This is a genomic window from Algoriphagus faecimaris, from assembly GCF_900101705.1.
GTDB lineage: Bacteria > Bacteroidota > Bacteroidia > Cytophagales > Cyclobacteriaceae > Algoriphagus > Algoriphagus faecimaris.
Window position 1 is genome coordinate 37274 of sequence record NZ_FNAC01000013.1, and the last position, 25355, is coordinate 62628.

The 25355-nt window shown below is 40.6% G+C and carries 17 protein-coding genes; 9 read left to right on the top strand and 8 right to left on the bottom strand.

The genetic code is table 11. The features are described from left to right. The 4 genes from BLQ57_RS08660 to BLQ57_RS08675 all read right to left on the bottom strand — a co-directional run bounded on the left by BLQ57_RS08660 (position 1) and on the right by BLQ57_RS08675 (position 5319). Positions 1-762, bottom strand: a complete 762-nt coding sequence (locus BLQ57_RS08660) for a PASTA domain-containing protein (protein WP_087939456.1) — start codon at positions 760-762, stop codon at positions 1-3. A gap of 117 nt (positions 763-879) precedes the next feature. Next, positions 880-3957 carry a T9SS-dependent choice-of-anchor J family protein gene (locus tag BLQ57_RS08665; RefSeq protein ID WP_240507803.1) on the bottom strand — a complete coding sequence of 1026 codons (3078 nt, stop codon included), beginning with the start codon at positions 3955-3957 and terminating at the stop codon, positions 880-882. Between the two features lie 11 nt (positions 3958-3968). Beyond that, entirely contained in the window at positions 3969-4217 is a 249-nt protein-coding gene (locus tag BLQ57_RS08670) for a NifU family protein (RefSeq protein WP_087939457.1), read from the bottom strand. Between the two features lie 7 nt (positions 4218-4224). Beyond that, positions 4225-5319, bottom strand: coding sequence for an Mrp/NBP35 family ATP-binding protein (locus BLQ57_RS08675; RefSeq protein ID WP_087939458.1), 1095 nt, complete (start codon positions 5317-5319; stop codon positions 4225-4227). A 164-nt stretch (positions 5320-5483) separates the two neighbouring features. Between BLQ57_RS08675 and dnaG the strand changes: the two genes are divergently transcribed. The 5 genes from dnaG to BLQ57_RS08700 all read left to right on the top strand — a co-directional run bounded on the left by dnaG (position 5484) and on the right by BLQ57_RS08700 (position 12290). Beyond that, positions 5484-7421, top strand: a complete 1938-nt coding sequence (gene dnaG, locus BLQ57_RS08680; RefSeq protein WP_087939459.1) for a DNA primase — start codon at positions 5484-5486, stop codon at positions 7419-7421. An 89-nt stretch (positions 7422-7510) separates the two neighbouring features. Then, on the top strand, positions 7511-8722 hold the full coding sequence (locus BLQ57_RS08685; protein ID WP_087939460.1) for a bifunctional 3,4-dihydroxy-2-butanone-4-phosphate synthase/GTP cyclohydrolase II: 1212 nt from the start codon (positions 7511-7513) through the stop codon (positions 8720-8722). 71 nt (positions 8723-8793) lie between these two features. After that, on the top strand, positions 8794-9444 hold the full coding sequence (locus BLQ57_RS08690; RefSeq protein ID WP_092824052.1) for a hypothetical protein: 651 nt from the start codon (positions 8794-8796) through the stop codon (positions 9442-9444). Continuing rightward, positions 9444-10229: a 5'/3'-nucleotidase SurE gene (surE, locus tag BLQ57_RS08695; RefSeq protein ID WP_087939462.1), complete on the top strand. Its 786-nt coding sequence runs from the start codon at positions 9444-9446 to the stop codon at positions 10227-10229. The genes BLQ57_RS08690 and surE overlap by 1 nt, the downstream gene beginning before the upstream one ends. Positions 10230-10322: 93 nt before the next feature. After that, positions 10323-12290, top strand: a complete 1968-nt coding sequence (locus BLQ57_RS08700; protein ID WP_139162698.1) for a tetratricopeptide repeat-containing sensor histidine kinase — start codon at positions 10323-10325, stop codon at positions 12288-12290. Here the strand turns inward: BLQ57_RS08700 and BLQ57_RS08705 are convergent. The 4 genes from BLQ57_RS08705 to BLQ57_RS08720 all read right to left on the bottom strand — a co-directional run bounded on the left by BLQ57_RS08705 (position 12258) and on the right by BLQ57_RS08720 (position 18366). Then, complete coding sequence (locus BLQ57_RS08705; protein ID WP_087939464.1) at positions 12258-13130, bottom strand: type 2 periplasmic-binding domain-containing protein; 873 nt, start codon at positions 13128-13130, stop codon at positions 12258-12260. The genes BLQ57_RS08700 and BLQ57_RS08705 overlap by 33 nt on opposite strands. A gap of 225 nt (positions 13131-13355) precedes the next feature. After that, entirely contained in the window at positions 13356-14681 is a 1326-nt protein-coding gene (locus tag BLQ57_RS08710; protein WP_240507804.1) for an MFS transporter, read from the bottom strand. A gap of 27 nt (positions 14682-14708) precedes the next feature. After that, positions 14709-17126, bottom strand: a complete 2418-nt coding sequence (locus BLQ57_RS08715) for a glycoside hydrolase family 31 protein (RefSeq protein WP_087939465.1) — start codon at positions 17124-17126, stop codon at positions 14709-14711. Between the two features lie 202 nt (positions 17127-17328). Then, positions 17329-18366 carry a LacI family DNA-binding transcriptional regulator gene (locus tag BLQ57_RS08720; RefSeq protein ID WP_087939466.1) on the bottom strand — a complete coding sequence of 346 codons (1038 nt, stop codon included), beginning with the start codon at positions 18364-18366 and terminating at the stop codon, positions 17329-17331. Between the two features lie 344 nt (positions 18367-18710). Here BLQ57_RS08720 and BLQ57_RS08725 point away from each other — a divergent pair, with 344 nt between their 5' ends. The 4 genes from BLQ57_RS08725 (at position 18711) to BLQ57_RS08740 (ending at position 25354) form a co-directional block, all read left to right on the top strand. After that, on the top strand, positions 18711-19751 hold the full coding sequence (locus tag BLQ57_RS08725) for a SusE domain-containing protein (protein ID WP_087939467.1): 1041 nt from the start codon (positions 18711-18713) through the stop codon (positions 19749-19751). Positions 19752-19824: 73 nt separating this feature from the next. Then, positions 19825-22641: an alpha-amylase family glycosyl hydrolase gene (locus BLQ57_RS08730; RefSeq protein ID WP_244887415.1), complete on the top strand. Its 2817-nt coding sequence runs from the start codon at positions 19825-19827 to the stop codon at positions 22639-22641. A 16-nt stretch (positions 22642-22657) separates the two neighbouring features. Beyond that, on the top strand, positions 22658-23719 hold the full coding sequence (fbaA, locus tag BLQ57_RS08735; protein ID WP_087939468.1) for a class II fructose-bisphosphate aldolase: 1062 nt from the start codon (positions 22658-22660) through the stop codon (positions 23717-23719). 81 nt (positions 23720-23800) lie between these two features. After that, positions 23801-25354: an alpha-amylase family glycosyl hydrolase gene (locus tag BLQ57_RS08740; protein ID WP_087939469.1), complete on the top strand. Its 1554-nt coding sequence runs from the start codon at positions 23801-23803 to the stop codon at positions 25352-25354. Position 25355: the final 1 nt, after the last annotated feature.

Consider the following 25355-nt stretch of genomic DNA (forward strand, 5'->3'; position numbering starts at 1 on the left):
TCAATCAGGATCTTTTGATATCCATAAATCTACGATTTCTCCTGTTTTTACTTGGCTGTCTCGCTCGGGACTTTGTCGGAAAACAAAGCCAACGGGAATTGTATCGTTTTGGAGATAATTTTTGTTTCCAATTCTTAGCCCAGAACCCAAGATTAAAAATTCTGCGTCCACCTCATCTAAACCAATAAAATTAGGTACGCTGAGTACTTGATTTCCAATTCCGTCTCCCACCACCAAATCAATTTTAGCGCCTTTAGGAACCTCAAAGCCTTCTTCAACATTTACGCCGCGGTATTTTTGTTCTAAGACCACATTGATCCCTATATCTGGCACATAAATGAGTTCTCCTCGCTCCAGACCGTTATTAGCTAAAATTTCCTGGACATTTTTAAGCTGCAAATTGACAAGATTAGGCATCTTAATTAAAGGTGCATTTCTGGCATTTAGAGTCAAATAAATTTTTCTTTCTTTTTTGACCTGCTCCTCAGCAGGGGGAAGCTGTTTTAAGACAGCGAGAGGCTTTTCATCTGTACTAAAGGCGGAATCTGGTGTCACCACATAGTTGAGCCCGCTGGCTTCTAAAATCTGAACGCTTTCTTCAAATGTATACCCTTCGAGATCTGGAACTGAGACAGTCTCTCCATGATGCGTATACATGGGTAAATAAATCTTTAAAAGAAAGAACCCCAGCAATAAAGAGAATGCAATAATGAGGGAAAGATTGATGAGGATTTTTTTCAAGGAGTGACCCAAGGTGCTCATTTGTTTAGTGTGCAATAAGTAAAGATAATCGGAATTAAATAGTCTCCCAAGCGTAGGCTGGAACAGATTTCTAGTGACAAAAAATAAGCCGAAGAGTTCGTTTCGGCTTATTTTAATTTATCTTAATATGATTCTTCTAACTTCATTGACAGATCTACTGGTAATTTTGACAATGTAAAGACCCGGTTTAAAAATATCTCTGCTAAAGGTGTAGGTCTGATTTAGGGTAGATGGGTAACTTACTTCATGGACTACCGCACCGGTACTTGAAATGATTTGAATGTTGACTTCCTCATAGACTGGGAGATTAAAGGCAATGTTGAAGTAGTCTGTAGCTGGATTTGGATAGATTACAGCACTTCCTTCTCCTGGGATTACTGGTTCTGGATTGGCGCTGAGGAATAACTCAATATTATCAAGGTAGATGCTATTGTTTCCTTCAGAGGCTTGATCGATTACCAGAGCAAGTCTGATTTCTGAGCCAGAGGCACCAGTAAAATCAGTTAGATTGATATAGGTCCTACGAAAATCTTCTCTATTATTTGGATTTGCTTCCCCCCCTGTTACTGTTGTTAAATCACTACCTGTTAATTCGAATACATCTTCGTAATTGTCACCTCCATCTCTACTCACCAAAACACTCAATTTGGTATCAGGACTAACTTGTCCAGCAGCTAAGTCAAAGAATAAGCTAGCTTGGATTTCATTGGATAAATCAAAAATCGGAGAACCTAACCAATAAGATTTGTCACTTATTTGCTCCCGAAGCTCCAGTGCTCTACTAGAAGTAGGTCCAATAGCAACGGCTAGTGGTTGCCAGGAGGTATCATCTGATTCCGGATTTAGCACTGCCCAACCTCCTAGACTTGGTGTAGAATTAAAATTTTGTCTCCAAGGAATGGTCACTGTTTCACTACTCTCAATAATGTATCTAGTCAGGTTACTTTCTGTATCCGAATTTTGATCAAAATTTGGAAGTAATAAAGTATAGTCTATCCTGTTTTTACCTGTTCTAGTGGTGTTTGTCCCGTTTAATATGAAAGTTTCTCCTGGTAAAACTGAGCCACCAGTAGCTAAAAAGCTGCTTATATCTCCTCCATTTGTTTGCTTAGATAAAACTAGGCTAGATATTGGTAGATTACCTGTATTTGTGACTGATAAGGATTCGTTTTCATATCGACCATCTGAAATAGGCGAGGGTACTAACAATTCATTTAAAGTTAATTCGTAACGGAATTCCTCTGAAGGAAGAATACGGATATTTTTGAGGAAAATATTGTTTCCATAAGCGTTTTGCGTAATCAAACCTATTCTCACTTTTCCTAGATCTGCAAAGTCCTTTAGATTGACTATTTCTGTCCTAAATTGAGAATTATTAGTAGGAAAAAACTCTTCTAGAGAAGGAGGGACCGTCGTTAAAGATTGTCCTGCTTTTTGATAGGTAGCGTTGGCTATGTCAAAATTATTTCCACAATCTTCTGATACGGCTACAAAAAGAAAGTCTTGAAACCCGCCTTGATTATAGGTGGAATGAGCCATTTCAAAAACCAGTTGAGCGTCGGGGTATTTTTCCAAATCGATGACAGGGGTGATTAATAGATCCTGCTCTCCCTGAGCCTCATACTCGAAGTGTCTGATGTAAATAAGTTCTTGAGATTCGCCTGAAATAGTCCTTGTTATAGGTTCCCAACCAAAGCTACCGTCTGGATTCTGATTGGTCCATCCTTCTGGAAGCACAGGTAAATTTAAGGCAAAAGGTAATTCTATTTCCTGCTGTATTCTTGGAGATGAACTTACCGTGTTATTAGCGCTATTTTCATCAGGCTGATTATTGACGGTAACAATTTGGAATTCAACTTCATTATTGGAGCCTAACGTAAATCCGTTAAATTCTAAAACTTGATTTTCTCCAGTTTCTAGGTCAAAAGAGAAGTTCTTTGATTCGACTAGCGCATTATTGACTCTAAATTCAACTACCGTGGATGTCAGCGTATTACTTCCGGCGTTGGTAACCTCAATAGAAGGAATTATAAAAGGATCGCAAGCGAAATCACCTGGGCTGATTAATTGAGTAATGGCGAGGTCAAAGTCTTCCAGAACAGGCTCTTCAGTTGCGAAATTATTCACTAAACTTACCCTTCTCGGACTATTCTCTAAAACCACATCAAAACGCTCAACTTGTCCTAGGGTAAACAGATTCATGCAAGCATCCGGAGTATAATCCATGAAGTTTTGAATCATATCATTTGATCCACAGCTATTCCTCGAAATATTAACCGAACAAGAATTATTTGAATTGTCTTGTCTGGGAGTGTCCTCCACAAAATCATCAACATCACATCCACCATCACCCCAAATATGTCTTAGACCAAAAAAATGCCCTACTTCATGGGTGGCTGTTCTTCCTAATGAAGCACTAATTGCACTGCCTCCCGTACCGAAAAACCTATAATCCACGGTGACTCCATCAGCAATTGAAGTCGACGGTGAAAAGTTTAAACCAGGGAGATCTGAAATAGGAAAAGAGGCATACCCAATAAAGGGCTGCTCCAGAGGTACCACCCACAGGTTCATGTAAAATTCAGGATTCCATTGGGAAGTTTGCCCTATTAAAATGGCGTCCTGCGGATTGTAAGTATTTTGTGGTCCTTCCACTCTGACGATTCCGTCCGTTGGAATTCCATTTGGATCACGGGTAGCTAATACAAACTCAATTTGTGAGTCGGCAGCGACGTCCTGAAATTCAAATGGAGTTCTGTTGGCATCGGGATTTTGCCTTCTGAAGTCCTCGTTTAGAATACGGATTTGAGATTCAATTTGAGATAAGGGGATATTCGTGCCTGTGCCGACTGCCTCACCTCGATGGATGACATGAACGACCACGGGGATTTTACGTACTTCGTTTTGGGTCCGACTGAAAAGCTGAGGCTGGGATCTCTTTTTTTCAATCTCACCTTGCATCCAGCTTTCCAGGAATTCTTTTGACCCGAAATAGCCCATCTCTTTTTCGATCAACTGCTCTAAGACACCATGAGCACACTTTTCGGTATGTTCATGTGAATCCCTAGAGCCTACTCCTGAAAACTGATCAAAAGGTTTTAATTCGAATGTTTGAGCATAGCCAAGAGTAGAAGCAAAAAAAGCTCCCAAGAGGAGCATAGTAGTTTTTGCAAAAAATCGGAAATCAATATTCATTCAAATAAGGCTTAAGCAACAGTTAAATTTACAGCCTCTACTCGAGTGATTTCAGGAATAGCTCTTTTAATCGCCTCTTCCACCCCAGCTTTCAATGTCATGGAAGACATAGGACAAGATCCACAATTACCAAGCATTTCGATCTTGAGCACCATATCCTCCGTCAATTCTACAATCCTCACATTGCCTCCATCTGCCTCTAAATAAGGTCTGATCGTATCAAGGGCAAATTCAATCTGTTCTTTTAATTCTTGTTGCATTTTGTATTTATGCTTTAATTTCTACTATTTCTGTCTTTTTTGCTGAGGCGTTGCGAATAGCAATTTGTCTTGCGACAGCTTCGGCTAGATTCATATACGCATTCTTGGTGATTCCGTTTTTCAGCACGGCTGGAAAACCTGTATCACCACTCTCCCTTATACTCTGAACGATGGGGATTTCTCCCAAGAATGGCACCTGATACTTTTCAGCAAGCTTTCTTCCTCCTTCTTTTCCAAATAGGTAATACTTGTTATCGGGAAGTTCTTCAGGTGTAAAGTAAGCCATATTTTCTACAACACCTAAAACGGGGACATTAATTTGAGGCTGTTTAAACATCGATAGCCCTTTGCTCGCATCCGCTAAAGCGACTTTTTGGGGAGTGGTCACGATAACTGCTCCAGTCACAGGAACCGTTTGCACCATGGTCAAGTGGATGTCTGAAGTCCCTGGGGGCAAGTCGATTAATAAATAATCTAACTCTCCCCACTCTACATCGGATATAAATTGTCTCAAAGCCGAACTAGCCATTGGACCTCTCCAAACCACAGCAGAATCAGTTGGGGTCAGAAAGCCAATAGACATTAATTTCACCCCATATTGCATGATTGGGATAATAATATTTTTATCACCTACTTTTTTGACAGAGGGCTGCTCTCCTTCTACATTAAACATGGTAGGAATCGAAGGCCCCGAGATATCCGCATCTATCAAACCCACTTTGGCTCCAGTTTCTGCCAAAGAAACAGCTAGGTTTACTGCTGTGGTAGATTTTCCTACACCGCCCTTACCTGAGGCAATTGCGATGATATTTTTTACCTGGGGCAAAATCGGAGTCGCATCTCTGATGGTAGTGACTTGAGAAGTCATATTGATTTCCCACTGAATTCCTTTTCCAAAATCATCCTCCAAAACTTCCAAACAATTATTCTTTATCACTTCCTTTAAGGGACAGGCTGGAGTGGTCAAGACTACATTAAAGCTTATTTTTCCCTCCGTAATTTCTATCGCTTGGATCATTCCCAAAGTGACTAAGTCCTTTTTCAGATCTGGATCGTCTACTTTGGAGAGGGATTTTAATATGGCTTCTTTGGTGATTTGCATGGATTCAAGGCTAAATTTTTCGCAAGTTAGGATTTAGACTTTGCTTTGTGAAACTTAGTACTAACAATGATGCTGCTTTTTTAACTTACCAAAGCCCCAAATAGTTATTGATTTTGGTAGTCTAATTGGCAGGCTGCATTAACTTTGTCCTAATTCAAGCAAGGATGAGCATTAGTAAAACAACCTCTGATAAGGTAAAAGAGCGTATGGATATAGAGGAGGTCGTAGGAGACTATCTTCCTCTCAAAAAGAAAGGTCAAAACCTCTGGGCTTGCTGTCCTTTTCATGGTGAAAAGACTCCCTCTTTTTCTATTTCTCCTGCTAAACAAATATACAAGTGTTTTGGCTGTGGAAAGGCAGGAGATCCGATCCAATTTATCATGGATATCGAAGGAGTCGGTTTTCAGGAAGCTATTCGGCACCTTGCGGGGAAGTATGGAATAGAAGTAGAAGAGGACGAAACGCGTACACCTGAGCAAGAGCAAGCACAAAGCGAGCGAGAAAGCTTATTGATTGCCTTGGGCTTTGCGAGAGATTTTTTTGTAAAAAATCTAAGTACATCAGAGGGGAAGTCCATCGGTCTGAGCTATTTTAAAGAAAGAGGGTTTTCGCCTTCGATTATCGAAAAGTTTGATTTGGGTTTTGCCTTGGATGGTTGGGATCATTTACTCACAGCTGCTAAAAAATCCGGCTACAGCGAGGAAGTTTTGCTAAAAGCTGGGTTGGTATTGCAAAAGGAAGGAGATCCGAGTAGGATTTATGACCGCTTTCGCAATAGAGCTATTTTTACGATACACAATATCAGCGGGAAACCCATTGCATTTGGAGCGAGGATACTGACCAAAGAGAAAAATCAACCCAAATATATTAATTCTCCAGAGACCCCTGTTTATCATAAAAGTGATGTCTTGTATGGGATGTTTCAGGCCAAGAAAGCAATTCGGGACCAAGACAATTGCTATTTGGTGGAAGGCTATACGGATGTCATCTCCATGCATCTCTCTGGAATAGAGAATGTGGTGGCTTCCTCCGGGACTTCCTTGACTGAGGGGCAGATTAAACTTATCAAGCGATTCACCAATCAAGTTACAGTTCTTTACGATGGAGATGCGGCAGGTATCAAAGCTTCCCTGAGAGGGATAGATCTATTATTGGAAGGAGGCCTGAATGTCAAGGCAGTGGTCTTTCCGGAGGGTGAAGATCCTGATAGCTACTCCAGAAAAGTAGGTTCTCAGGAATTTCAAACCTATCTTGATAAGCAAAGTAAAGATTTCATAGGCTTTAAAATCGGTCTATTTAAAGAAGAAATCAAAAATGATCCCATTCGAAAAGCTGATGTCATTCGAGAGGTCATTCAAAGTATAGGCAAAATTCCAGATCCACTCATTCGGTCGGTTTATGCCAAGGAAGCCTCAAGTCTACTGGATGTAGAGGAAGAAATCATCCATGCTGAGCTCAATAAATCTTTGCTCAAAACCCAAAAAGACCACTACTTCAAGCAAAAGGAAGAGCAGGAAGCGGATCGGGCTTTTGAGGAGTTTTTGCCTGTAGAAAAGGAGTTTTCAGTTTCGGAGGCTTTAAGGCTTCAAGAGAAGGAGATGATCCGGCTTTTGGTAAATTACGGATGGGAAAAACTCGACGGTCAAGAGATGCATCTTTCTCAGTACCTGCTCCAAGAGACGGAAGAGTTGGAATTTGAAACACCGATATATTCCAAGATTCTCAAATTATTTCGATATAAATTAGCCCAGAATGAAATCCCCGGTGCTGATTTTTTCAAAACATTGGAGGATATTGAAATCAAAACCGAAATCATCGATCTGATCACCCCGAGACATGAAATATCCACTCATTGGGAGGCTACTCATCAGATATTAATCAATAGAGAAGAAGATGATCTAGCACTTACAGGCTTTAAATCCATATTAAGGCTGAAGCGCAAATTTGTCAGAAAGATGATGGAAGAGGCTAAAATGAAAATAAAAAATGCTGAGTCCGAGGGATTAGGAGATGAGGAGATTATCGAATTTCAAGAATTATATTTTACGCTAAAAAAAGTGCAAATAGAAATCGATAAAGAGCTGGGTATCGTAATTGGATGATCGCCAAACTTTCTTTGGTTTTAAACTGTTTTCAATCCGAAAGACCCTAAATTTGTCCTTTAAAATACACGAATTCAAACCCAAATAGTGTGGAAAATTATCAATTGGATTCAATAGAAGATGCTATTGAAGCTATCAAAAATGGAGAAGTGATCATCGTGGTAGACGATGAGGATCGTGAAAACGAGGGCGACTTTGTTTGTGCGGCCGAGAAGGTTACTCCTGAAATTATCAATTTTATGGCTACTCATGGCCGTGGTTTGATTTGTGCACCGCTGATCGAAGACCGATGCGAAGCGCTCGGTTTAGAGCTGATGGTGGGGCAGAATACTGCCGCTTTCGAAACTCCCTTTACTGTTTCAGTAGACTTGATTGGGCATGGATGTACCACTGGCATTTCTGCCTCTGATAGAGCTAAAACCATAAAAGCTTTGGTGGATGATTCTATAGATCCTTCAGAATTGGGTAAGCCGGGACACATTTTTCCTCTCAAAGCCAAGCGTGGAGGAGTTCTCAGAAGAGCGGGTCATACCGAAGCAGCTATTGATTTCTCAAGATTAGCTGGCTTATCCCCCGCAGGGGTTTTAGTCGAAATCATGAACGAGGACGGTACTATGGCTCGACTTTCTGACTTGATCGAAGTGGCCAAAAAATTCAAGCTGAAATTGGTATCTATTAAAGATCTGATCGCTTACCGTTTGAAAAATGAATCATTGATTAAGCGGGAAATAGGAGTAGAACTTCCTACCACATGGGGTGATTTCGATTTGATTGCTTTCCGTCAGACTAATACCGAAGAGCTTCACCTTGCTCTGATCAAAGGAACCTGGGAGAAAGATGAGACGGTTCTTGTGAGAGTTCATTCCTCCTGCATGACAGGAGATATTTTTGGCAGCTGCCGCTGTGATTGTGGCCCTCAGCTTCATGCAGCCATGCAGATGGTAGAGAAAGAAGGAAAAGGATTGGTTCTTTATATGAACCAAGAGGGTAGAGGAATTGGTCTTATTAATAAATTGAAAGCCTATAAATTGCAAGAGCAAGGGATGGATACCGTACAAGCCAATTTGGCGCTAGGGCTTCCGATGGATAGTAGAGACTATGGGGTAGGTGCCCAGATATTAAGAGATTTAGGGGTAGGTAAAATTCGGTTGATATCGAATAACCCGCAAAAAAGAGTAGGTTTAATCGGCTATGGACTGGAAATTATCGAGCAAGTGCCGATAGAGATCGCACCCAATCCGCACAATGAAAAATACCTACAGACCAAACGTGATAAAATGGGGCATTCTATTTTGAAATAGTTTGGGTGAAAGGAATGAGCTTTATAGTAAAATTCGCTCAACCAGATTAAAAAAAATGCGTAAAATCAAACATGAAAAAGATTTTAAAGCGATCCTTATTAATATTTGCTCTGCTAATGACTGCTGCAGGCTTAGGCTTTGCGCAAAATCAGTTTCCATCGCAGATTTGGCATAAAGGAAATATTTATGGACTGGATGGACAGAGTTTTACTGGCTTGGTAAAATATGATCTAGATAATAATCTGGTGCAGTTGCAGACTGACCGTATAGAGACGTTTACTGCCTCCAATGTGACCTATTTTGAAATATTTGACGAAGTCTATGGCGGAGTACGTAAGTTCTACAGCTTACCCTATTCACTAAATGGTGATTATGAAACCCCCATCTTCTTTGAGATTTTGACGGAGGGGACAGATATTGCTTTGCTTTGTAGAGAATACATTGCAACAGATTCCAGAAACATGGGCGCTTGGGGTCCAATGAGTATGAATCCACTCTGGGGACCTCAGACCATGGCGGGTTACCGTCTTGCATTCAACTATTATTTTTTCAAGGACAATCAAATACAGAAATATAGTTTGAAGAAAAAGGATCTCTTCACTATGCTTTCTGATTATGAAGAAGAAATCAATCTTTTTATGCGAAAAAATCGCCTAGAACATGACAAAAGGGGAGATTTGTTGCGAATCACCGCTTATTATAATGAACTCAACAATAACTAATGAGTAGACCTTTAATTCTCGTTTCAAACGACGATGGGATTACCTCCAAGGGCATCCGTGTATTAGTATCTATCATGAAGCGTCTCGGTGAAGTCATCGTAGTGGCACCCGATAGTCCACAGTCAGGTATGGGACATGCGATTACAATAGGGGAGACCCTGAGATTGTATGAAGAGGATATTTTTGAAGAGGTAGTGGCTTATAAATCCAGTGGTACGCCCGCTGACTGTGTCAAGTTGGCCAAGCATTATGTGTTAAAGGATCGAACCCCCGACTTGGTGGTAAGTGGTATTAATCACGGTTCTAACACTTCAATCTCGGTGCTTTATTCGGGTACTATGTCGGCCGCTATCGAAGGCGCTTTGGAAGGCCTGCCTTCCATTGGGTTTAGTTTATGTGATTATTCTTCGAAGGCTGATTTTTCGCACGTGGAGGAATGGGTAGAAAAAATAGCCAAGCAAGTACTGGAAAATGGAATACCGAAAGGTATTGCTCTGAATGTCAACTTTCCTCCGATGCAAAAGGAAGCTATAAGAGGAATAAAAGTTTGTCGTCAAGCCGATGCTAAATGGCAGGAAGAATTTGCCGAACGATTTGATCCCAATGGTAGAAAGTATTTCTGGATGGCTGGTAATTTTGTGAATTTTGACAAGGGGGAGGATAACGATGAATGGGCAATTGCCAATAATTATGTGTCTATTGTGCCTTGTCAATATGATTTGACAGCTCATCATGCTATTACCCAAATGAACAAAGACTGGGACTGGGAAAGCCTAAAGCGCTGATAAGCTTGTATAATAAAAATAAATATTGAATTATTTTTATGTTCCGTTTCGCGGATTCTAACTATTTTGCAGCTTAAAATCAGTTAATTATCAGTGAGGTTTACAACGCCACTTATTTTATACTTTTTATTGAATATCAGCTTTTTTCAGTTTGCTTGGTCTCAACAAGCAGATTTGGATAGTCTGAGAGAGGTTCTTCCATCTTCAACTGGGATTGAAAGGGTGCATATTTTGAATGAGTTGGCCACCCAACTAAGAGAAATAGCCTCTCAAGATGCGATGGATTATTCCAGGGAATCAGAACAGCTTTCAGAGCAGCTCGACTACTTGGCAGGTGCTGCTAGGGCCAAAGAAAATATTGGCTGGATTTATTACCGTAAAGGACGATGGCAGCTTGCTTTTGAGTATTCGGAAAAAGCCTATCAATTAGCCCTGGAAATCAAGGATAAGAATCAGTCTGCTCGTATACTCAATAATATGGGGGCGCTATACTATGAGCAGCAGAATTACCAAATGGCCATCAAGCAATTTAGAGCAGCTTATGAAATAGTAGCTGGTACGGATGACCTCTACACACAGATTAGAAGTTTGAATAATGTGGCTTTTAATTATAGTCAAATAGGAGTTTATGATTCGGCTCTTTATTATGCTCGAAAAGCAATACAAACCAATGAAGAATCAGGATCTCCTTATTTGACTTCCTTTTCTAACCGTGTCATTGGGGATGTTTATATGGCCCGTCAAGAGTATGATAGCGCTGTGATGATTTTTGAAAAATCATTGGATATGGCAAGAGAGCAAGGTATCTCTACTTTTAAGGCAAGTGTAATGCATAGACTTGGCAATGCGTATTTGGAACTGGGACGCTGGAAGGATGCTGAGGAAATCTTATTAGAAGGAATTTCGCTTTCGGCTATTAACAATTTCAGAGACGAGTTGGCCAAAAGTCACAAATACCTAGCGAAAGTTTATGAACAGAGAGGAGAAATCGCATTAGCTTACCGTCATCTTAAGGACTATAATTTAAACAACGATTCACTTGTGGACCAATCGCTGAGAGATAGGATTGCTTTGATGCAGGGAATGTTTCAGGATAACCTAGAGAAGTCTGAACTGGAATTACTCAAGGCACAAAATCAAAATCAGGCGGATCGTCTTGTATTGGTTAATAGGATAGTATGGGTAGTTAGTATTGCCGGTCTTCTTGTATTTATTTTGGGTGGATGGCTATATCGATTGAATAGGATTGTCAAAAAGTATAATAAGGATTTGATTTTTCAGCAGCAAAAAATAGCTGAGCAAAATAGAGCCTTAGAACAAAAGTCTCTTCAGCTCGAGAAAATCAATCAGACTAAGAACAAGCTTTTTTCGATTTTGGGGCATGATCTACGTGGGCCAATAGGTTCTGTGAAAGGGCTAATAGACCTGACCCTGGAGGGGTCTATTTCTCAGGAGGAATTTATGGAAATTCTCAATACCCTAAAAAAGGATGTAGATTCTGTACATTTTACTCTGACTAATACACTCAAATGGTCGCTGGCACAGATGGAAGGTTTCAAAGTCAATCCTGTTCAAGTTAATGTGAATGAGTTGATTGAGAGTAATATTCAATTGTTGGCGCAGCAGATTCATGCAAAGTCTTTGAAGATTAACAATGAAATGCCCAATGATTTGATCCTGACAATCGACAAGGATTTAATCGAGGTGATTACAAGAAATATTTTGAGTAATGCCGTGAAATTCTCTCCTGAATTTGGTGAGATCAATATTCATTTTCAGCATACCCGTGAGGATGTTCTCTGGTGCGTGGAAGATCAGGGCAAAGGAATGAATCAAGAAGAGATAGAAAATATTCTTGCCCATGACTATACGATTACCAAATCAAAACCAGGTACAAAAAAGGAAAAGGGATCTGGTCTTGGTCTTCAGGTATGCAAAGAGTTTGCTAGATTGAGTAATGGTAGTCTGACTATAGCAAGTCAAGCAGGTTCAGGCTCCAAAGTATGTCTTCGTTTGCCAATAAATGTGTTAAGGAATCAGTCTCAGGCGATCAGCGATTAGAAAATCCTCTACTTTTTGTTCCTTCTGAAGGATATTATAGTTGATCATTTTTTTAATATTCGACTGCAATTCAGAAATCGAGACGAGCTCATCAGTAGCCCAAGTTGTTTGTGATAGCCAGGCTTTGACATCTTCGGATTTCAATTGATAGAAACCTGCTATTTCTGCCACAGTACTTTCTGATTTTTGTAACTTTTTGGATTCTTGATAAACAAGATTCCTTATTTGGAATAATTCATTTTCAAATTTTCTAAGGGCGTTTCTTGAGGCCACTAGGGTAAAGCAGGGCCAAGGACTTGGAATTTCGCCTATTCTTTTGATTAACCCTAGATCTACCCAAGGCTTGGTGGTGTACTTTTCCCATAAAAACAAGGCATCAGGATCAGATTGATAAGCCTCCAAAGCTCCCTCAAGGTTATTTACAGTTTGGAAACGTATTGTCTCGGAAGACCAGTTTTCCCTATCTGACAAAACAGAAGCCATCAAATGGGAGCCTGAACCGAAACGACTGATCAAAAAGTTGGGTTTCCTAACTTTAGCTATTTCCTCCAAATTACTTTTTGACCCGGTATGAATACCCCAAATCAAAGGGGACGTAACGTGAAATCCGATCATTTTAAGCGGTTTTCCCTGCTCAAATGCCTTTAGGAAACTCTCCGTCAGTAGGATGGCCAAATCCGCTTTTCCTTCTGAAAGAGATTCTATCATTTGTCCCGAGCCTCTTGACTCATCTTGCCAAGTGAGTTCGATTCCTCTCTCACGAAGTGGTTGTCTATCAACTACTTTTCTCCATGGATAATTGAAATGCTCAGGTACACCTATTATTCGAAGCTGCTTCATGAATTTTTCTGTTGAGGATTTTTAGAATCTTATCCAATATGTAAATGTCCTGATCGAAAAGCTGAAATAGCTATTAGAGCGGATTTGGCAGTTAATATTAACCCGCGTACCTGTACCTAATTGTCCGAGCCTATAGAATCAGAAAGCGACTAGCCTCATGCTACAGCTATAAATGTATTAAACTAAAGGAAAGGCCTTTTGACTTTTTTGATCGAATGCTAGGAATTAATCATGAATGGCTTTTTTGTCCGTAATCAACAGGTTAGATAATCCTGCCAAAATTAAAAAGGTACCAGCCAAAAGCATGGTATTGATGACTGCCTCTCCAAAGAGTAGTTTATAAAGGAAATTGACGCCTCCCAAAGCAGCTACAATCTGAGGGATGACAATAAACATATTGAAAATCCCCATATAAACTCCCATTTTCTTAGGCTCTACAGAGCTGGAAAGCATGGCGTATGGCATGGATAAAATACTTGCCCAGGCTATCCCCACTAAGGAAAAGCAAAGGTGTAGCATCCATGGCTCTGTGATGAAGTAGATTGAAATAAAACCAAAACCACCTAAGATCAAACTGACTAAATGAAGTAATCTTCTATTAATTCTAATTTTGCTAGCAATGAAAGCCAAAATCAAAGCATATACCATTGAAACTAGGCCATAGGTCCCAAGGTAGCTGCCTACACTGTCAGCAGCGTCATTATAGATTGAAGAAGTGGTATCTGTTGCACCAAAAACATGCTCTGTAATCGCAGGAGTGGCAAAACTCCACATGGTAAAAAAGGCAAACCATGAGAAAAACTGTACGACTCCCAGTTTCTTCATCACCGCAGGCATATCTGCTATGTTTCTGAATATTTCTTTGATACCTACCAAAAAACCTTTACTCGCCTCTTTTTCTTTCTGAAAACTTTCTAAGTCTTCTGGTGGATACTCGTCTGTGGTGAGAATGGTGTAAAGTATCGAGCTAAAAAGCACCACCGCACCGATTCCAAATGCATATTTAACTGAGTCTGGCACCACGCCTGCTGCAGCTGTATTAGGCACACCTAACTGTGTCATCATCCAAGGAAGATTAGAGGCTACCCAGGTGCCTATCCCGATGATCAGCGTTTGTACTACAAATCCGTAAGAGCGTTGGGAATCCGGTAATTTATCAGCAACTAAAGCTCTGAATGGCTCCATACTGATATTGATAGAAGCATCCAAAATCCATAAAGAACCTGCTGCCATCCACAGCGCGGAGGAGTAAGGAGCAAAAAAGAGAGCTATCGTACTTAATACCGCACCAATGAAAAAGAAGGGTTTGCGACGGCCAAACTTAGGGTGCCAAGTTCGATCGCTTAAATAACCAACGATGGGTTGGACCAAAAGTCCAGTAAGCGGAGCTGCAATCCAAAGGAAGGGAATGGTGTCTTTATCTGCCCCAAGAGTCTGAAAAATCCTAGACATGAAGCCACCTTGGAGGGCAAAGCCAAATTGAATACCGAGGAATCCAAAACTCATGTTCCAGATTTGCCAAAAGCTCAGTCGTTTTTTTTCTTGATTCATAGTGGGTCTGCAGATGAAGGTCTTGGATCAGAGAAGTCCAGTAATTTCAATAGCTTGATTTGAGTTTTTAAATTCTACGACAGAAAGACCTTTGATCTGATAAAAAGGGTGCTCATGCTCAGGAAGGGGATCAAATTCTGTCAATTTCCCTAGAAATGCAAAATCTTTCTTCTCCGTAGCATGCATCACCCCGTTGACAGAAATTACCTCCGTCTTAAAACCATGAAGGTAGAGTCTAATGGAATGAAATTTTGAACCAAAATTCCCTGTAGCCTCCTCCAAATTTAACTGCATCTCGCTAGGAGAATAGCGAATGTTTCGCTTATGGTAGTTCATTTCTTGGTAGTCAAAACTTTCTCCATCATCTTCATAGTGCAGAAATTCATTTTCTTTTTCGCCTTTGTAAAGATGAAGGGATAATATTCCATTATGCTGTTCCTGAGTATGCGATACAGTGGACTGCATGGTGAAAATTGATCCTCCTTTGACAAGTACGGGCAAATAATTGAGCGGGGTGTCAAGGTAGATTTCTTGATTACCTGGGTAAAATGAGTCAGAATATAAAAAATACCAGGAGCCCTCAGGAAGGTAAACTTTGGCAATCTCTCGGGTACTCTCCACGGGTGCCACCATAAAACTATCGCAGAAAAGGTATTGATTCTGATAGGCAGTTTGGTAGATTTTGGGATCTAGGGGGTAATTAATAGCCAAAGAACTAGCTACTGGCAAGCCATCTAAAGAGGCTTTAAAGAATTTAGAATATAAAGTTGGTAATAGCTGATAGCGCAACTTCATGTAATTGCGGGAGATCTCTTCTACTTCCTCTCCAAATGCCCATGGCTCAGCGTCATTACTATTGATCATGGAGTGTGCCCTGTAAAGTGGTGCAAAAGCCCCTATACTCATCCATCTCGCAAAAAGCGACTTACTCGACTCTCCAGCAAAACCGCCAACATCATACCCTGAAAAGGCGACTCCACTGATTCCTAAACTATTGACCAAACGAACGCCTGCAAGCATATGCTCTTCACTAGCCACATTATCCCCTGTCCAGGCTGCCGCATGACGTTGTATGCCTGCAAAACCGGATCTTGTGAGTACAAATGGTCTTTTGTCTTTATTGTTTATGACAGCTCCCTCTTGGGCGCTTCTGGCCATCTGCATACCATAGATGTTACGCGCTTTGCGATGGGACACTTTTTCACCTTCGTAGGAAAATTCTAATAGATTGGGAGTAAACTGTCCCCAAGAGGCCGGCTCATTCATATCTGTCCAGAAACCATCCACTCCTGCCTCTGTGTAGTACGCCATCTTTTCTGCCCACCAAGCTCGTGTTTTTTCGGCTGTAAAATCAGGAAACGCACACCATCCCGGCCAAACTTGCCCTTGGTACTCTTCACCGTCAGGATATTTCACAAATAAACCCTTCTTTTTTCCCTCTGAGTAGGGGAGGTAATCGGATTTGGCTTTGATACCTGGATCCATTATGACTACCACTTTGAATCCTTTTGCCTTAAGTTCCGCTATCATTCGCTTTGGGTCAGGAAATTTTTTTCCGTCGAAGGTAAAAACCTTATATTCCTCCATATGGTGAATATCCAAATAAATCACATCTGCAGGCATATCCTTATCCCTGAAGGTTTTGGCAAGTGTGATCACTTCAGAATCTGGATAGTAGCTATAGCGACACTGCTGAAATCCCAACGACCAAAGCGGTGGGAGCTCCATTCTTCCCGTCAGTTTGGTGTAGCTTGAGATGATTTTGGGGATTGTATTTTCATAAATGAAAAAATAACTCATATCTCCGTCCTCAGCCGAAAAATAAATAAACCTATTGGTGCTAGCCCCAAAATTAAACACCGTTTTGTGTGTGTTGTCAAGATAGATTCCATAAGCTCCTTTTTGGTGGATTCCTATATAAAAAGGAATACTCATATAAAGCGGGTCATCATTCACTCCGTAAGCGAAATAGTCGGTGTTCCAATTAGTGTAAGCACTTCCCGCCCGGTTGAGGTTGCCTGTTTTTTCTCCAAGTCCTATGAATTTTTCTTCAGGCTGAACTTTCTTGTAGCAGCTAACCTCAGTCCCAATCCAGGCAATGCCTAAACTATCGTCCTCATTAAGTAAATTACCTTCGAGGTCTAAAAAGCGAATCTGGAAACTTGAAAGTATAAGTTCGGCTTTTATCTTGCCCGTGATAAGCTGTATCTTTTTTGAGTCGCTTTTTACTGAAAAAGTCACAAACTCCGGAGACTCGATTACTGAGTAGGGATTAATTTCAAATTCCTCAAATCGACTTGCTTGTACTTTTATTTTACCTGCCTCGAAAACAGTAATCTTAAAGTAGCCCAAAGCAGTGCTTCCTTTGATCCCTTGATCAAATTGCTCCCAATTGATAACTTTTCCTATTCCCAAATGGGTAGCTGAAGATTTTTGATGAGTCATATTTGATATTCTATTTCTTTCCCTAAAGTGAAACAGTTTAATGCTGGATCGCTAATTTAGAAACGATTATTAAACCTAAAAATCATCCTTATGTATAGTAGAAGCTGGTTTTTCGTGTAATTAAAGATATAATATTGCCTGAGATAAGAATTTAGCGCTATTCAATCGATTGCACCTTTTTTTGAAAAAAACGAAAAAAAAATCAGGAATGAGATCGAACAGAAGACTTTCTTATCAAAAGTTCTGTATCCAAGGTTACGGGAAGGTTGATTTTTTCGGGATCAACCTTTTTTTCAATGATATCAAGAAGTATTTCAGTGGCCTTAGCACCCATGTTAAATCCGGGTTGAGCCACAGAAGAAAGACTGGGGTCGATCATAGAGCAAAATTGCCAATTGCTAAAACCGACAATTCCTACCTCCTCGGGCACTTTCATTCCTAAAGCTTTACAAGCTAGCATAGCACCTACAGCGGCCATGTCATTATTGGCAAAAAATGCGTCGGGCTTTACGCTAGATTTTTCATAAAGTTCCCGCGTGATTTTCTGACTCTCATCGTCAGTACCTATGGGGCATTCTACGATCATTTTGGGGTCTATACTTATCCCATGGTTCGTTAATGCATCTCTGTAGCCCCTTTCTCTTTCCTGACTGATAGTGAGATTTCTGGGCCCAGCCAAATGAGCAATTCGCTGGTAACCCTGTTGTATCAGGTGGGTGACGGCGTCATAGGCCCCTTGGTAATCATCGACCATAACATTGATGGCTTTTGGGATATCAGGTACACGGTCAAAAAAAACAATGGGGTAACCTTGATCAAGCAGTTTTGAGAAATGTTCAAAATCTGTAGTTTCCTTGGAATAACTCACCAAGAATCCATCAATCTGATTGGATAGCATGGTTTCTATACTGGATTTTTCTCGAGTCAGTTTTTCGTTTGTTTGCGTGAGAATGACATTATATCCACGAGAATAAGCCACCTCTTCGATTCCGCTGATCACTGTCGAAAAGAAAAAATGTACCACTTCGGGGATAATTACCCCAATAGTGAATGAGCGGCTTTTGCGTAAAGAAAGTGCGATGGCATTGGGACGGTAATTTAACTTTTCGGCCACTTCTTTTACCTTTCGCTTGGTCTCGTCCGAAATCCCAGGGTAGTCTTTTAAGGCCCTAGAAACAGTGGATGAAGAAACATTGAGCTCTCGGGCAATATCTTTGATTGTGGCTTGACCTATTTTCATAAAATTATATTATTCCGAGAATTCAATTTTCAAGATGTTGAACTAGTGAAAAACGAGTTTCCAAGATAGTTTTTTATCGAGAATCCTAAAATATAGATTTCGTTTCATTTCAGCCAAATTTTTTTTACGTAAATGCAAACGTCAACGCAATCGTTTGCAATAAAAAATTAGTCATTTTTTTAACTAGGGCTATTGAGAATTTAATTTTTGATAGATATACTTCTTTTCGGATTTCTTGAAAAGTAAGACGATTCCCTACTGCTGAGTGATTTTCACAGATTGATAAACAGTAGGGTATTGGACAAAAACAAGAAAACGGTTTTTATCAATTAACAAAAAATATTATGAAAGTAACTCGAAAACTAGTGTGGTTAGCGGCTTTAGTCCCGGCCATTTGGGCATGTGAAAACTATGAAATGCCCCCAGTCGTGCCTCAAACTGGCGCTTCCCTGAGTAGCCCAACTAATGGAACTGCTTTGGTTTTAACCAATGAGGGTGCTGAGGACCTGATTGAGTTTCAGGTAACCGCTGCAGATTTTGGAATGCAGGGAACGGTAACATATGCTTTAGAAATGGACCTTGCTGGAGCCAATTTCAGTGATCCAGTTGAGCTAGGCTCATCTCCCTCTAACATTATCGAAGTAGTAGCACAAGAAATCAACGAAGAACTGATAGGTAAGGGAGCCAGTCCAGATGTGGCATCAGAGGTAGAGTTTCGAGTAAAATCAAGCATCAATCAGCCCCTCTCTCCAATTTACGGAGATGTGGTGACGCTATCAGTAACTCCTTTTAGCACGCTTGTAGAGTACCCTGTATTATATTTGCCGGGTGACTACCAAGGATGGAATCCGGGGAATGAGGCTACGACCTTGAAGTCTGTCAATTTCGATGATACCTATGAGGGTTTTGTGCATATTTTACCGGGTGGTACAGGTGAGTTTAAAGTCTCAGAAACTAATGAATGGGTAGATGGGAGAAATTATGGTGATAACGACGCGGACGGAGATCTCGATGCGGATGGCGCCAATATCAAAGTGACAGAATTCGGTACTTTTTTTATGACTGTTGACTTAGCGGCTAAAACTTACAGCCTAAGCGATCCTTTGTATTGGGGAATTATAGGTGATGCTACTCCAGGAGGATGGGATTCGGAAACAAAGTTGCAGTTTGACAGAGATCAAAACGTACTCACCATCACAGAAGATCTGACTGCAGGGGAAATGAAGTTCAGAGCTAATCAGGATTGGGCGTTTAATTACGGTGGTGCTAATGGAGAGCTCACTGCTGATGGGGCTAATATCGCAGTGGAGGAAGATGGTAACTATACTATTACTTTGAATTTTACCGAGCCGGGAGCTGTATCCTATACAATCACCAAGAATTAATCTGATTATCAGATATTTCGACTAATTTTAAAAGACCGGTTTTGGAACTGAATGTTTTTAAAACCGGTCATTCATGCTTAATTTGACCTTAATGAAAAACATCCTGTTTCTGTCTAAAATAATTTTTGGGCTGTTTTTGAGTTTTCCACTTTTAGCTCAGGTAAGTACTGAGCCTACGATTCCCAATGCTTCTGAGTCGATCAAAATTACCTATGATGCCTCTCTAGGGACTACTGGGCTTGAGGACTGCAATTGTGATGTTTACATTCATATCGGAGCCGTCACCGAAGGCCCAAATTCAACTACCTGGTCCATTGTGCCATTTGATTGGGGGCAGGATATCCCTGAGGCAAAAATGAGCAAAGTAGCGGGTGAGGATAATCTTTACACATTTGAACTCATTCCTAATGAGTTTTTTGATAATCCAAGTGGGCAAACCATTTACCGATTGGGAATGGTATTCAGAAATGTGGATGGGTCTCGAGAGGGGAAAACTTCAGCGAATGCCGATTTTTTTGTGGATTTGGCGCAAGGTTTTGCCGTGCAGTTCACAGAGCCTCGAGGAACAAGGCTTTCTCTTGAAGTAGGTGAAATGTTTAGGGTAAAGGCAGAAGCCTCGAGAGAGGCAATGATCAAGTTTGAACTGCAAGGGGAGCCTGTCAAATCTGCCTCAGGAGTGAAAGAATTATTTTATGATTTTGAAGCCAAAGAGGCGGGTACCTATACGTTGACGGCCATCGCAGAATCTGGAGATGAAACAGATTCTCAAAGTTTGCAGATTGTGGTTTTTGGAGCATCGGAGGTGGCCGAACTACCAAATGAGGCTCGTCTTGGAATTAATTATTTGTCAGACACGGAGGTGCTCTTAGCACTGTTGGCGCCAAATAAAAAACTGGCACATGTGATTGGTGATTTTAATGATTGGCAGATTTTACCAGAATATCAAATGAAAAGAACTCCTGATGGGGAGATTTTTTGGCTGAGGATTGATGGGTTAACCCCAAAGCAGGAGTACATTTTCCAATACTTAGTGGATGCAAGCATAAGAATTGGGGATCCCTATGCGGATAAGACTTCTGACCCTTTCCATGATCAAGAAATTATTCAAGATGGTAGATATCCTGGGCTGAAAGCCTTTCCCTCCGGGAAAACAGAATTTCAAGCTACCTATTTACAAACAGCACAAGATCCATTCGAATGGAAAAATATTGATTATCATAAACCAGCACCGGAAGAATTGGTCGTTTATGAACTGTTAGTCCGCGATTTTGATGAAAAAAGAACCTATCAGGCAGTAATAGATCGCTTGGATTATCTACAAGAATTAGGTGTCAATGCCATCGAATTAATGCCGGTGGGGGAGTTTGAGGGTAATTTATCTTGGGGTTATAATCCTTCATTCTTCTTTGCTCCTGATAAGTACTACGGAACAAAAAACGATTTGAAAAGGCTCATCGACGAGGCTCACGGAAGAGGCATAGTGGTGATTTTGGATATGGTGCTCAATCACGCCTTTGGTCAAAATCCTATGGTCAGGCTCTATAACGATGGAGATTATGGTGCACCTACTGAGGACAATCCTTGGTTTAACCGTGTAGCTAAGCACCCTTTCAATGTGGGCTATGATTTTAACCACGAGAGTGATTATACTAGAGACTTCGTGGACTCGGTAAATAATTATTGGTTGACAGAATATAAAATAGACGGTTTCCGGTTTGATCTATCCAAAGGTTTTACGCAGGTGAATTCAGGTGATAATGTGAATTTTTGGTCACAATATGACCCGAGTAGAGTTCAAATCTGGAAGCATATTTACGACCGTATCAAGACCAACCATCCGGAGGCTTATGTGATTTTGGAGCATCTCTCAGCCAATGATGAAGAAAAAGAGCTTGCGGATTATGGGATGATGTTTTGGGGGAATATGAATAGCGATTTCCGAGAAATGGCCAAAGGGGAAAATCGGGATTTCAATTGGGCTTACCATGGGTCTCGAGGATGGCAAAATCCCAATTTGGTCGCTTATCAGGAATCCCACGATGAAGAGCGGGTGATGTGGGAATCGCTTAATTTTGGAAGAACATCTCCTGTAAACATTCGTCAACTGGAAAATGCTGTCAACAGAAATCAACTATTGACCGCTTTCTATTTTGGAATACCCGGTCCTAAAATGATCTGGCAGTTTGGTGAATTTGGTTATGATGAAGAGTTGAATAATGATAGACTTGGGATCAAACCTACTCGATGGGAGTATTTGCAAAATCCTCAGAGAAACCGGCTTTTCAGACTTTATCAAGAGATGATTAAGCTCAAGAAGTCCCATCAAGTATTTACTAATCCAGAGAAGGTCACCCTAAATCTCAGTGCTGCTATAAAATCAATAGTTTTAGAACATTCGGACTTGGATATAGTGCTGTTTGGTAATTTTGGATTGGGAAATGCAGGAAATGTTCCAGTTTCTTTCCCATCTACCGGGATCTGGTATAATTATTTTACGGGTGAAGAATTGACCTTGACCAATACTACGGTTGACTTCAATTTAAGACCTTCCGAATTCTATTTATTTACGAGTGAGCTACTTCCAACTCCAGACTCTGGGATTTTGCAGGAAGACTTTGTCACTTCTATTCCCATTGAACCCTTCGATGATTCTTCATTCTCAGTTTATCCTAACCCGAGCACAGGCAAGCTTTATGTCCAATTACCTGAGGGAATGAAGGAAACAAACTTTAGGATCATTGATTTGACGGGAAAAGAGATCAGAGGAGGGCAATCAAGGCCTGGAAATCAGATTTTAGAATTCGATTTAGGGGATATTAAAGCGGGTCTTTATATCTTTGAAGCGTTTGATAACAGACGAGTGCTTCATCAGCGCTTTATTAAAAATTAACCAAACCTAATTTAAGATGAAATTTAAACCTGGAGTAAAGTACGGGCAAGAACTCAGAGATCTCTATGCATATGCAAAAGAGAATGAATTTGCTATGCCCGCTGTAAATGTGATAGGTACCAATTCTGTGAATGCAGTAATGGAGACAGCCAAAAAAGTAAATTCTCCCGTAATCATACAGTTCTCCAATGGAGGTGCTCAGTTTTTTGCAGGTAAAGGATTAGCTAATGATAAGCAGCAGGCGAGTGTAGCCGGAGCAGTTTCCGGGGCTCATCACGTGCACCAAATGGCAGAGGCCTATGGAGTACCTGTTATTTTGCACACGGATCATGCCGCTAAAAAATTGCTTCCTTGGATCGACGGCATGCTAGAAGCAGGTAAAGCCTATTTTGACACGCATAAGCGTCCGCTTTTCAGCTCTCACATGTTGGATCTTTCTGAGGAGCCTTTGGAAGAAAATGTAGAAATATCCTGTAATTATTTTCGTGAGTTTGAAAAACTTCAAATGGCGATTGAAATCGAACTTGGAGTGACCGGCGGAGAAGAAGACGGGGTAGATAATACAGACATAGATTCGTCCAAGCTTTACACACAGCCCGAAGAAGTAGCCTATGCTTATGAGCATCTCAAGCAAATCGGAGATTTATTCACAATTGCTGCTGCTTTCGGTAACGTCCACGGAGTGTATAAGCCTGGTAATGTGAGTTTGAAGCCAATTATTCTGAAAAATTCTCAGGATTACATCAACTCCAAATATGGAACAACCGGCAAGCCTTTGAATTTTGTATTTCATGGAGGGTCTGGCTCAACTGTAGAGGAAATCAGAGAAGCCAATTCCTATGGCTCCATCAAAATGAATATCGATACCGATATGCAGTGGGCTACTTGGGAAGGTATCTTGAATTATTACAAGAAAAACGAAGGTTACCTTCAGACCCAATTGGGTAATCCAGATGGACCTGATAGTCCAAATAAGAAGTATTACGATCCAAGAGTATGGCTTAGAAAAGGAGAAGAAAACTTCGTGAAAAGACTGGAATTAGCTTTTGATATGCTAAATGCTGTCAATAAGAATTAATCAAAAGCCGATTAGTTAGTACAAAAAAGTCACTTTAATCGAGTGACTTTTTTTCTTGAAGACACCAAAATGAATATTAATATGAGAAAATTTACTTTTTCCCCCTTTTTCGCCCTACTTATGGTCATACATTCCTGTGAGCAAAAACAAGAAGAATTGAAGGTGCAAAACTATTGGCCTGAGGCAGGCGTAACGTATGAGATTTTTGTTCAGTCTTTTTACGATTCTGACGGGGATGGAATTGGAGATTTCAATGGTGTAAGTCAAAAGCTGGATTATGTGAAGGAATTGGGAGCAAATGCAATTTGGTTTATGCCTATCATGCCCTCGCCAACTTACCATAAATACGATGTAACGGAGTATAAGGCGGTACATCCTGATTATGGGACGATGGATGATTTCAAAAATCTTTTAGCAGAAGCACACAAGCGAGATATCAAAATAGTAATCGATATGATCATCAATCACACTTCCAACCAACACCCTTGGTTTCTGGAAGCTAAATCAGGGAGGGATAATTCATACAGAGATTACTATGTATGGGCTCAAAAGGATACCATCGCCGACTACTTGAATAAGAAAGTCATCACTTTGGATTCTGATAATATACGGCAGTGGCATGACCCAGGAGAGGGTGATGACTACTACTATGGATTTTTCTGGGGAGGGATGCCGGATTTGAATTTTGACAATCCAAAAGTGAGAGAGGAGATTTATGATATTGGACGCTTTTGGCTAGAAGAAATCGGAGTAGATGGTTTTAGATTAGACGCTGCAAAGCATATTTTTCCGGACGATCGTCCCTTGGACAATCATGAGTTTTGGAAAGAATTCAGAGCTGAAATGGAAAAAATCAAACCTGATGTCTATTTGGTAGGAGAGGTATATGATAAGAAGGAGGTCGTAGCTCCATATCTACCAGGTTTGCCTGCATTGTTTAATTTTGACTTTCACTACACCTTGTTGGAATCATTTGCCGCTGAAGATGGTATGCTCCTCGTAGAGAAGCAGAAAGAAATCCTGGATTTTTATCAGGGAATAACTTCCGAGTTTATTGATGCTACTATTTCATCTAATCACGACCAGCCCCGATTGCTCAATGAACTTGATGAAGATCCAGTAAAGCAAAAGCAGGCGATTACAGTGATGATGTCCATGCCAGGAGCTCCGTACATTTATTATGGAGAAGAGATTGGAATGAAAGGGTTAAAGCCCGATGAGTATATAAGAGAGCCATTTCTCTGGGATGTCTTGGAAAAAGATCAGGGAAGAACAACTTGGATTGAGCCAAAATACTCTACAGAGGAAGAGGTAATCCCTCTTGCCTTGCAGCGTGAGGATCCTGCTAGTTTTTTCAATCACTATAAAGAACTGATCGCTTTACGAAGTAGTTATCCTGCGCTGGCGTTAGGTAGCTTAGAGTTGCCAGAGGGGAACTACCAGAAAGCTATCATGGCTTATGAGCGGGTTTATGAAGAGCAATCGCTTTTTATTTTCCATAATCTGGGAAAAGAGGAATTAACTGTTACTATTCCTGAAGCTTACAGTCAGCAGCTTTATCAGTTTGGTGAAGTGACCCTCTCAGGTACTACACTTACATTATCTGCGCAGTCCTCTGTGATTCTTAAAAAATAAA

Bases quoted from the DNA above. Each gene is read 5' to 3' on its own strand.
- BLQ57_RS08660 (WP_087939456.1), bottom strand. From the start codon at position 762: ATGAGCACCTTGGGTCACTCCTTGAAAAAAATCCTCATCAATCTTTCC.
- BLQ57_RS08665 (WP_240507803.1), bottom strand. From the start codon at position 3,957: ATGAATATTGATTTCCGATTTTTTGCAAAAACTACTATGCTCCTCTTG.
- BLQ57_RS08670 (WP_087939457.1), bottom strand. From the start codon at position 4,217: ATGCAACAAGAATTAAAAGAACAGATTGAATTTGCCCTTGATACGATC.
- BLQ57_RS08675 (WP_087939458.1), bottom strand. From the start codon at position 5,319: ATGCAAATCACCAAAGAAGCCATATTAAAATCCCTCTCCAAAGTAGAC.
- dnaG (WP_087939459.1), top strand. From the start codon at position 5,484: ATGAGCATTAGTAAAACAACCTCTGATAAGGTAAAAGAGCGTATGGAT.
- BLQ57_RS08690 (WP_092824052.1), top strand. From the start codon at position 8,794: ATGAAAAAGATTTTAAAGCGATCCTTATTAATATTTGCTCTGCTAATG.
- surE (WP_087939462.1), top strand. From the start codon at position 9,444: ATGAGTAGACCTTTAATTCTCGTTTCAAACGACGATGGGATTACCTCC.
- BLQ57_RS08705 (WP_087939464.1), bottom strand. From the start codon at position 13,130: ATGAAGCAGCTTCGAATAATAGGTGTACCTGAGCATTTCAATTATCCA.
- BLQ57_RS08710 (WP_240507804.1), bottom strand. From the start codon at position 14,681: ATGAATCAAGAAAAAAAACGACTGAGCTTTTGGCAAATCTGGAACATG.
- BLQ57_RS08715 (WP_087939465.1), bottom strand. From the start codon at position 17,126: ATGACTCATCAAAAATCTTCAGCTACCCATTTGGGAATAGGAAAAGTT.
- BLQ57_RS08720 (WP_087939466.1), bottom strand. From the start codon at position 18,366: ATGAAAATAGGTCAAGCCACAATCAAAGATATTGCCCGAGAGCTCAAT.
- BLQ57_RS08725 (WP_087939467.1), top strand. From the start codon at position 18,711: ATGAAAGTAACTCGAAAACTAGTGTGGTTAGCGGCTTTAGTCCCGGCC.
- BLQ57_RS08730 (WP_244887415.1), top strand. From the start codon at position 19,825: ATGCTTAATTTGACCTTAATGAAAAACATCCTGTTTCTGTCTAAAATA.
- fbaA (WP_087939468.1), top strand. From the start codon at position 22,658: ATGAAATTTAAACCTGGAGTAAAGTACGGGCAAGAACTCAGAGATCTC.
- BLQ57_RS08740 (WP_087939469.1), top strand. From the start codon at position 23,801: ATGAGAAAATTTACTTTTTCCCCCTTTTTCGCCCTACTTATGGTCATA.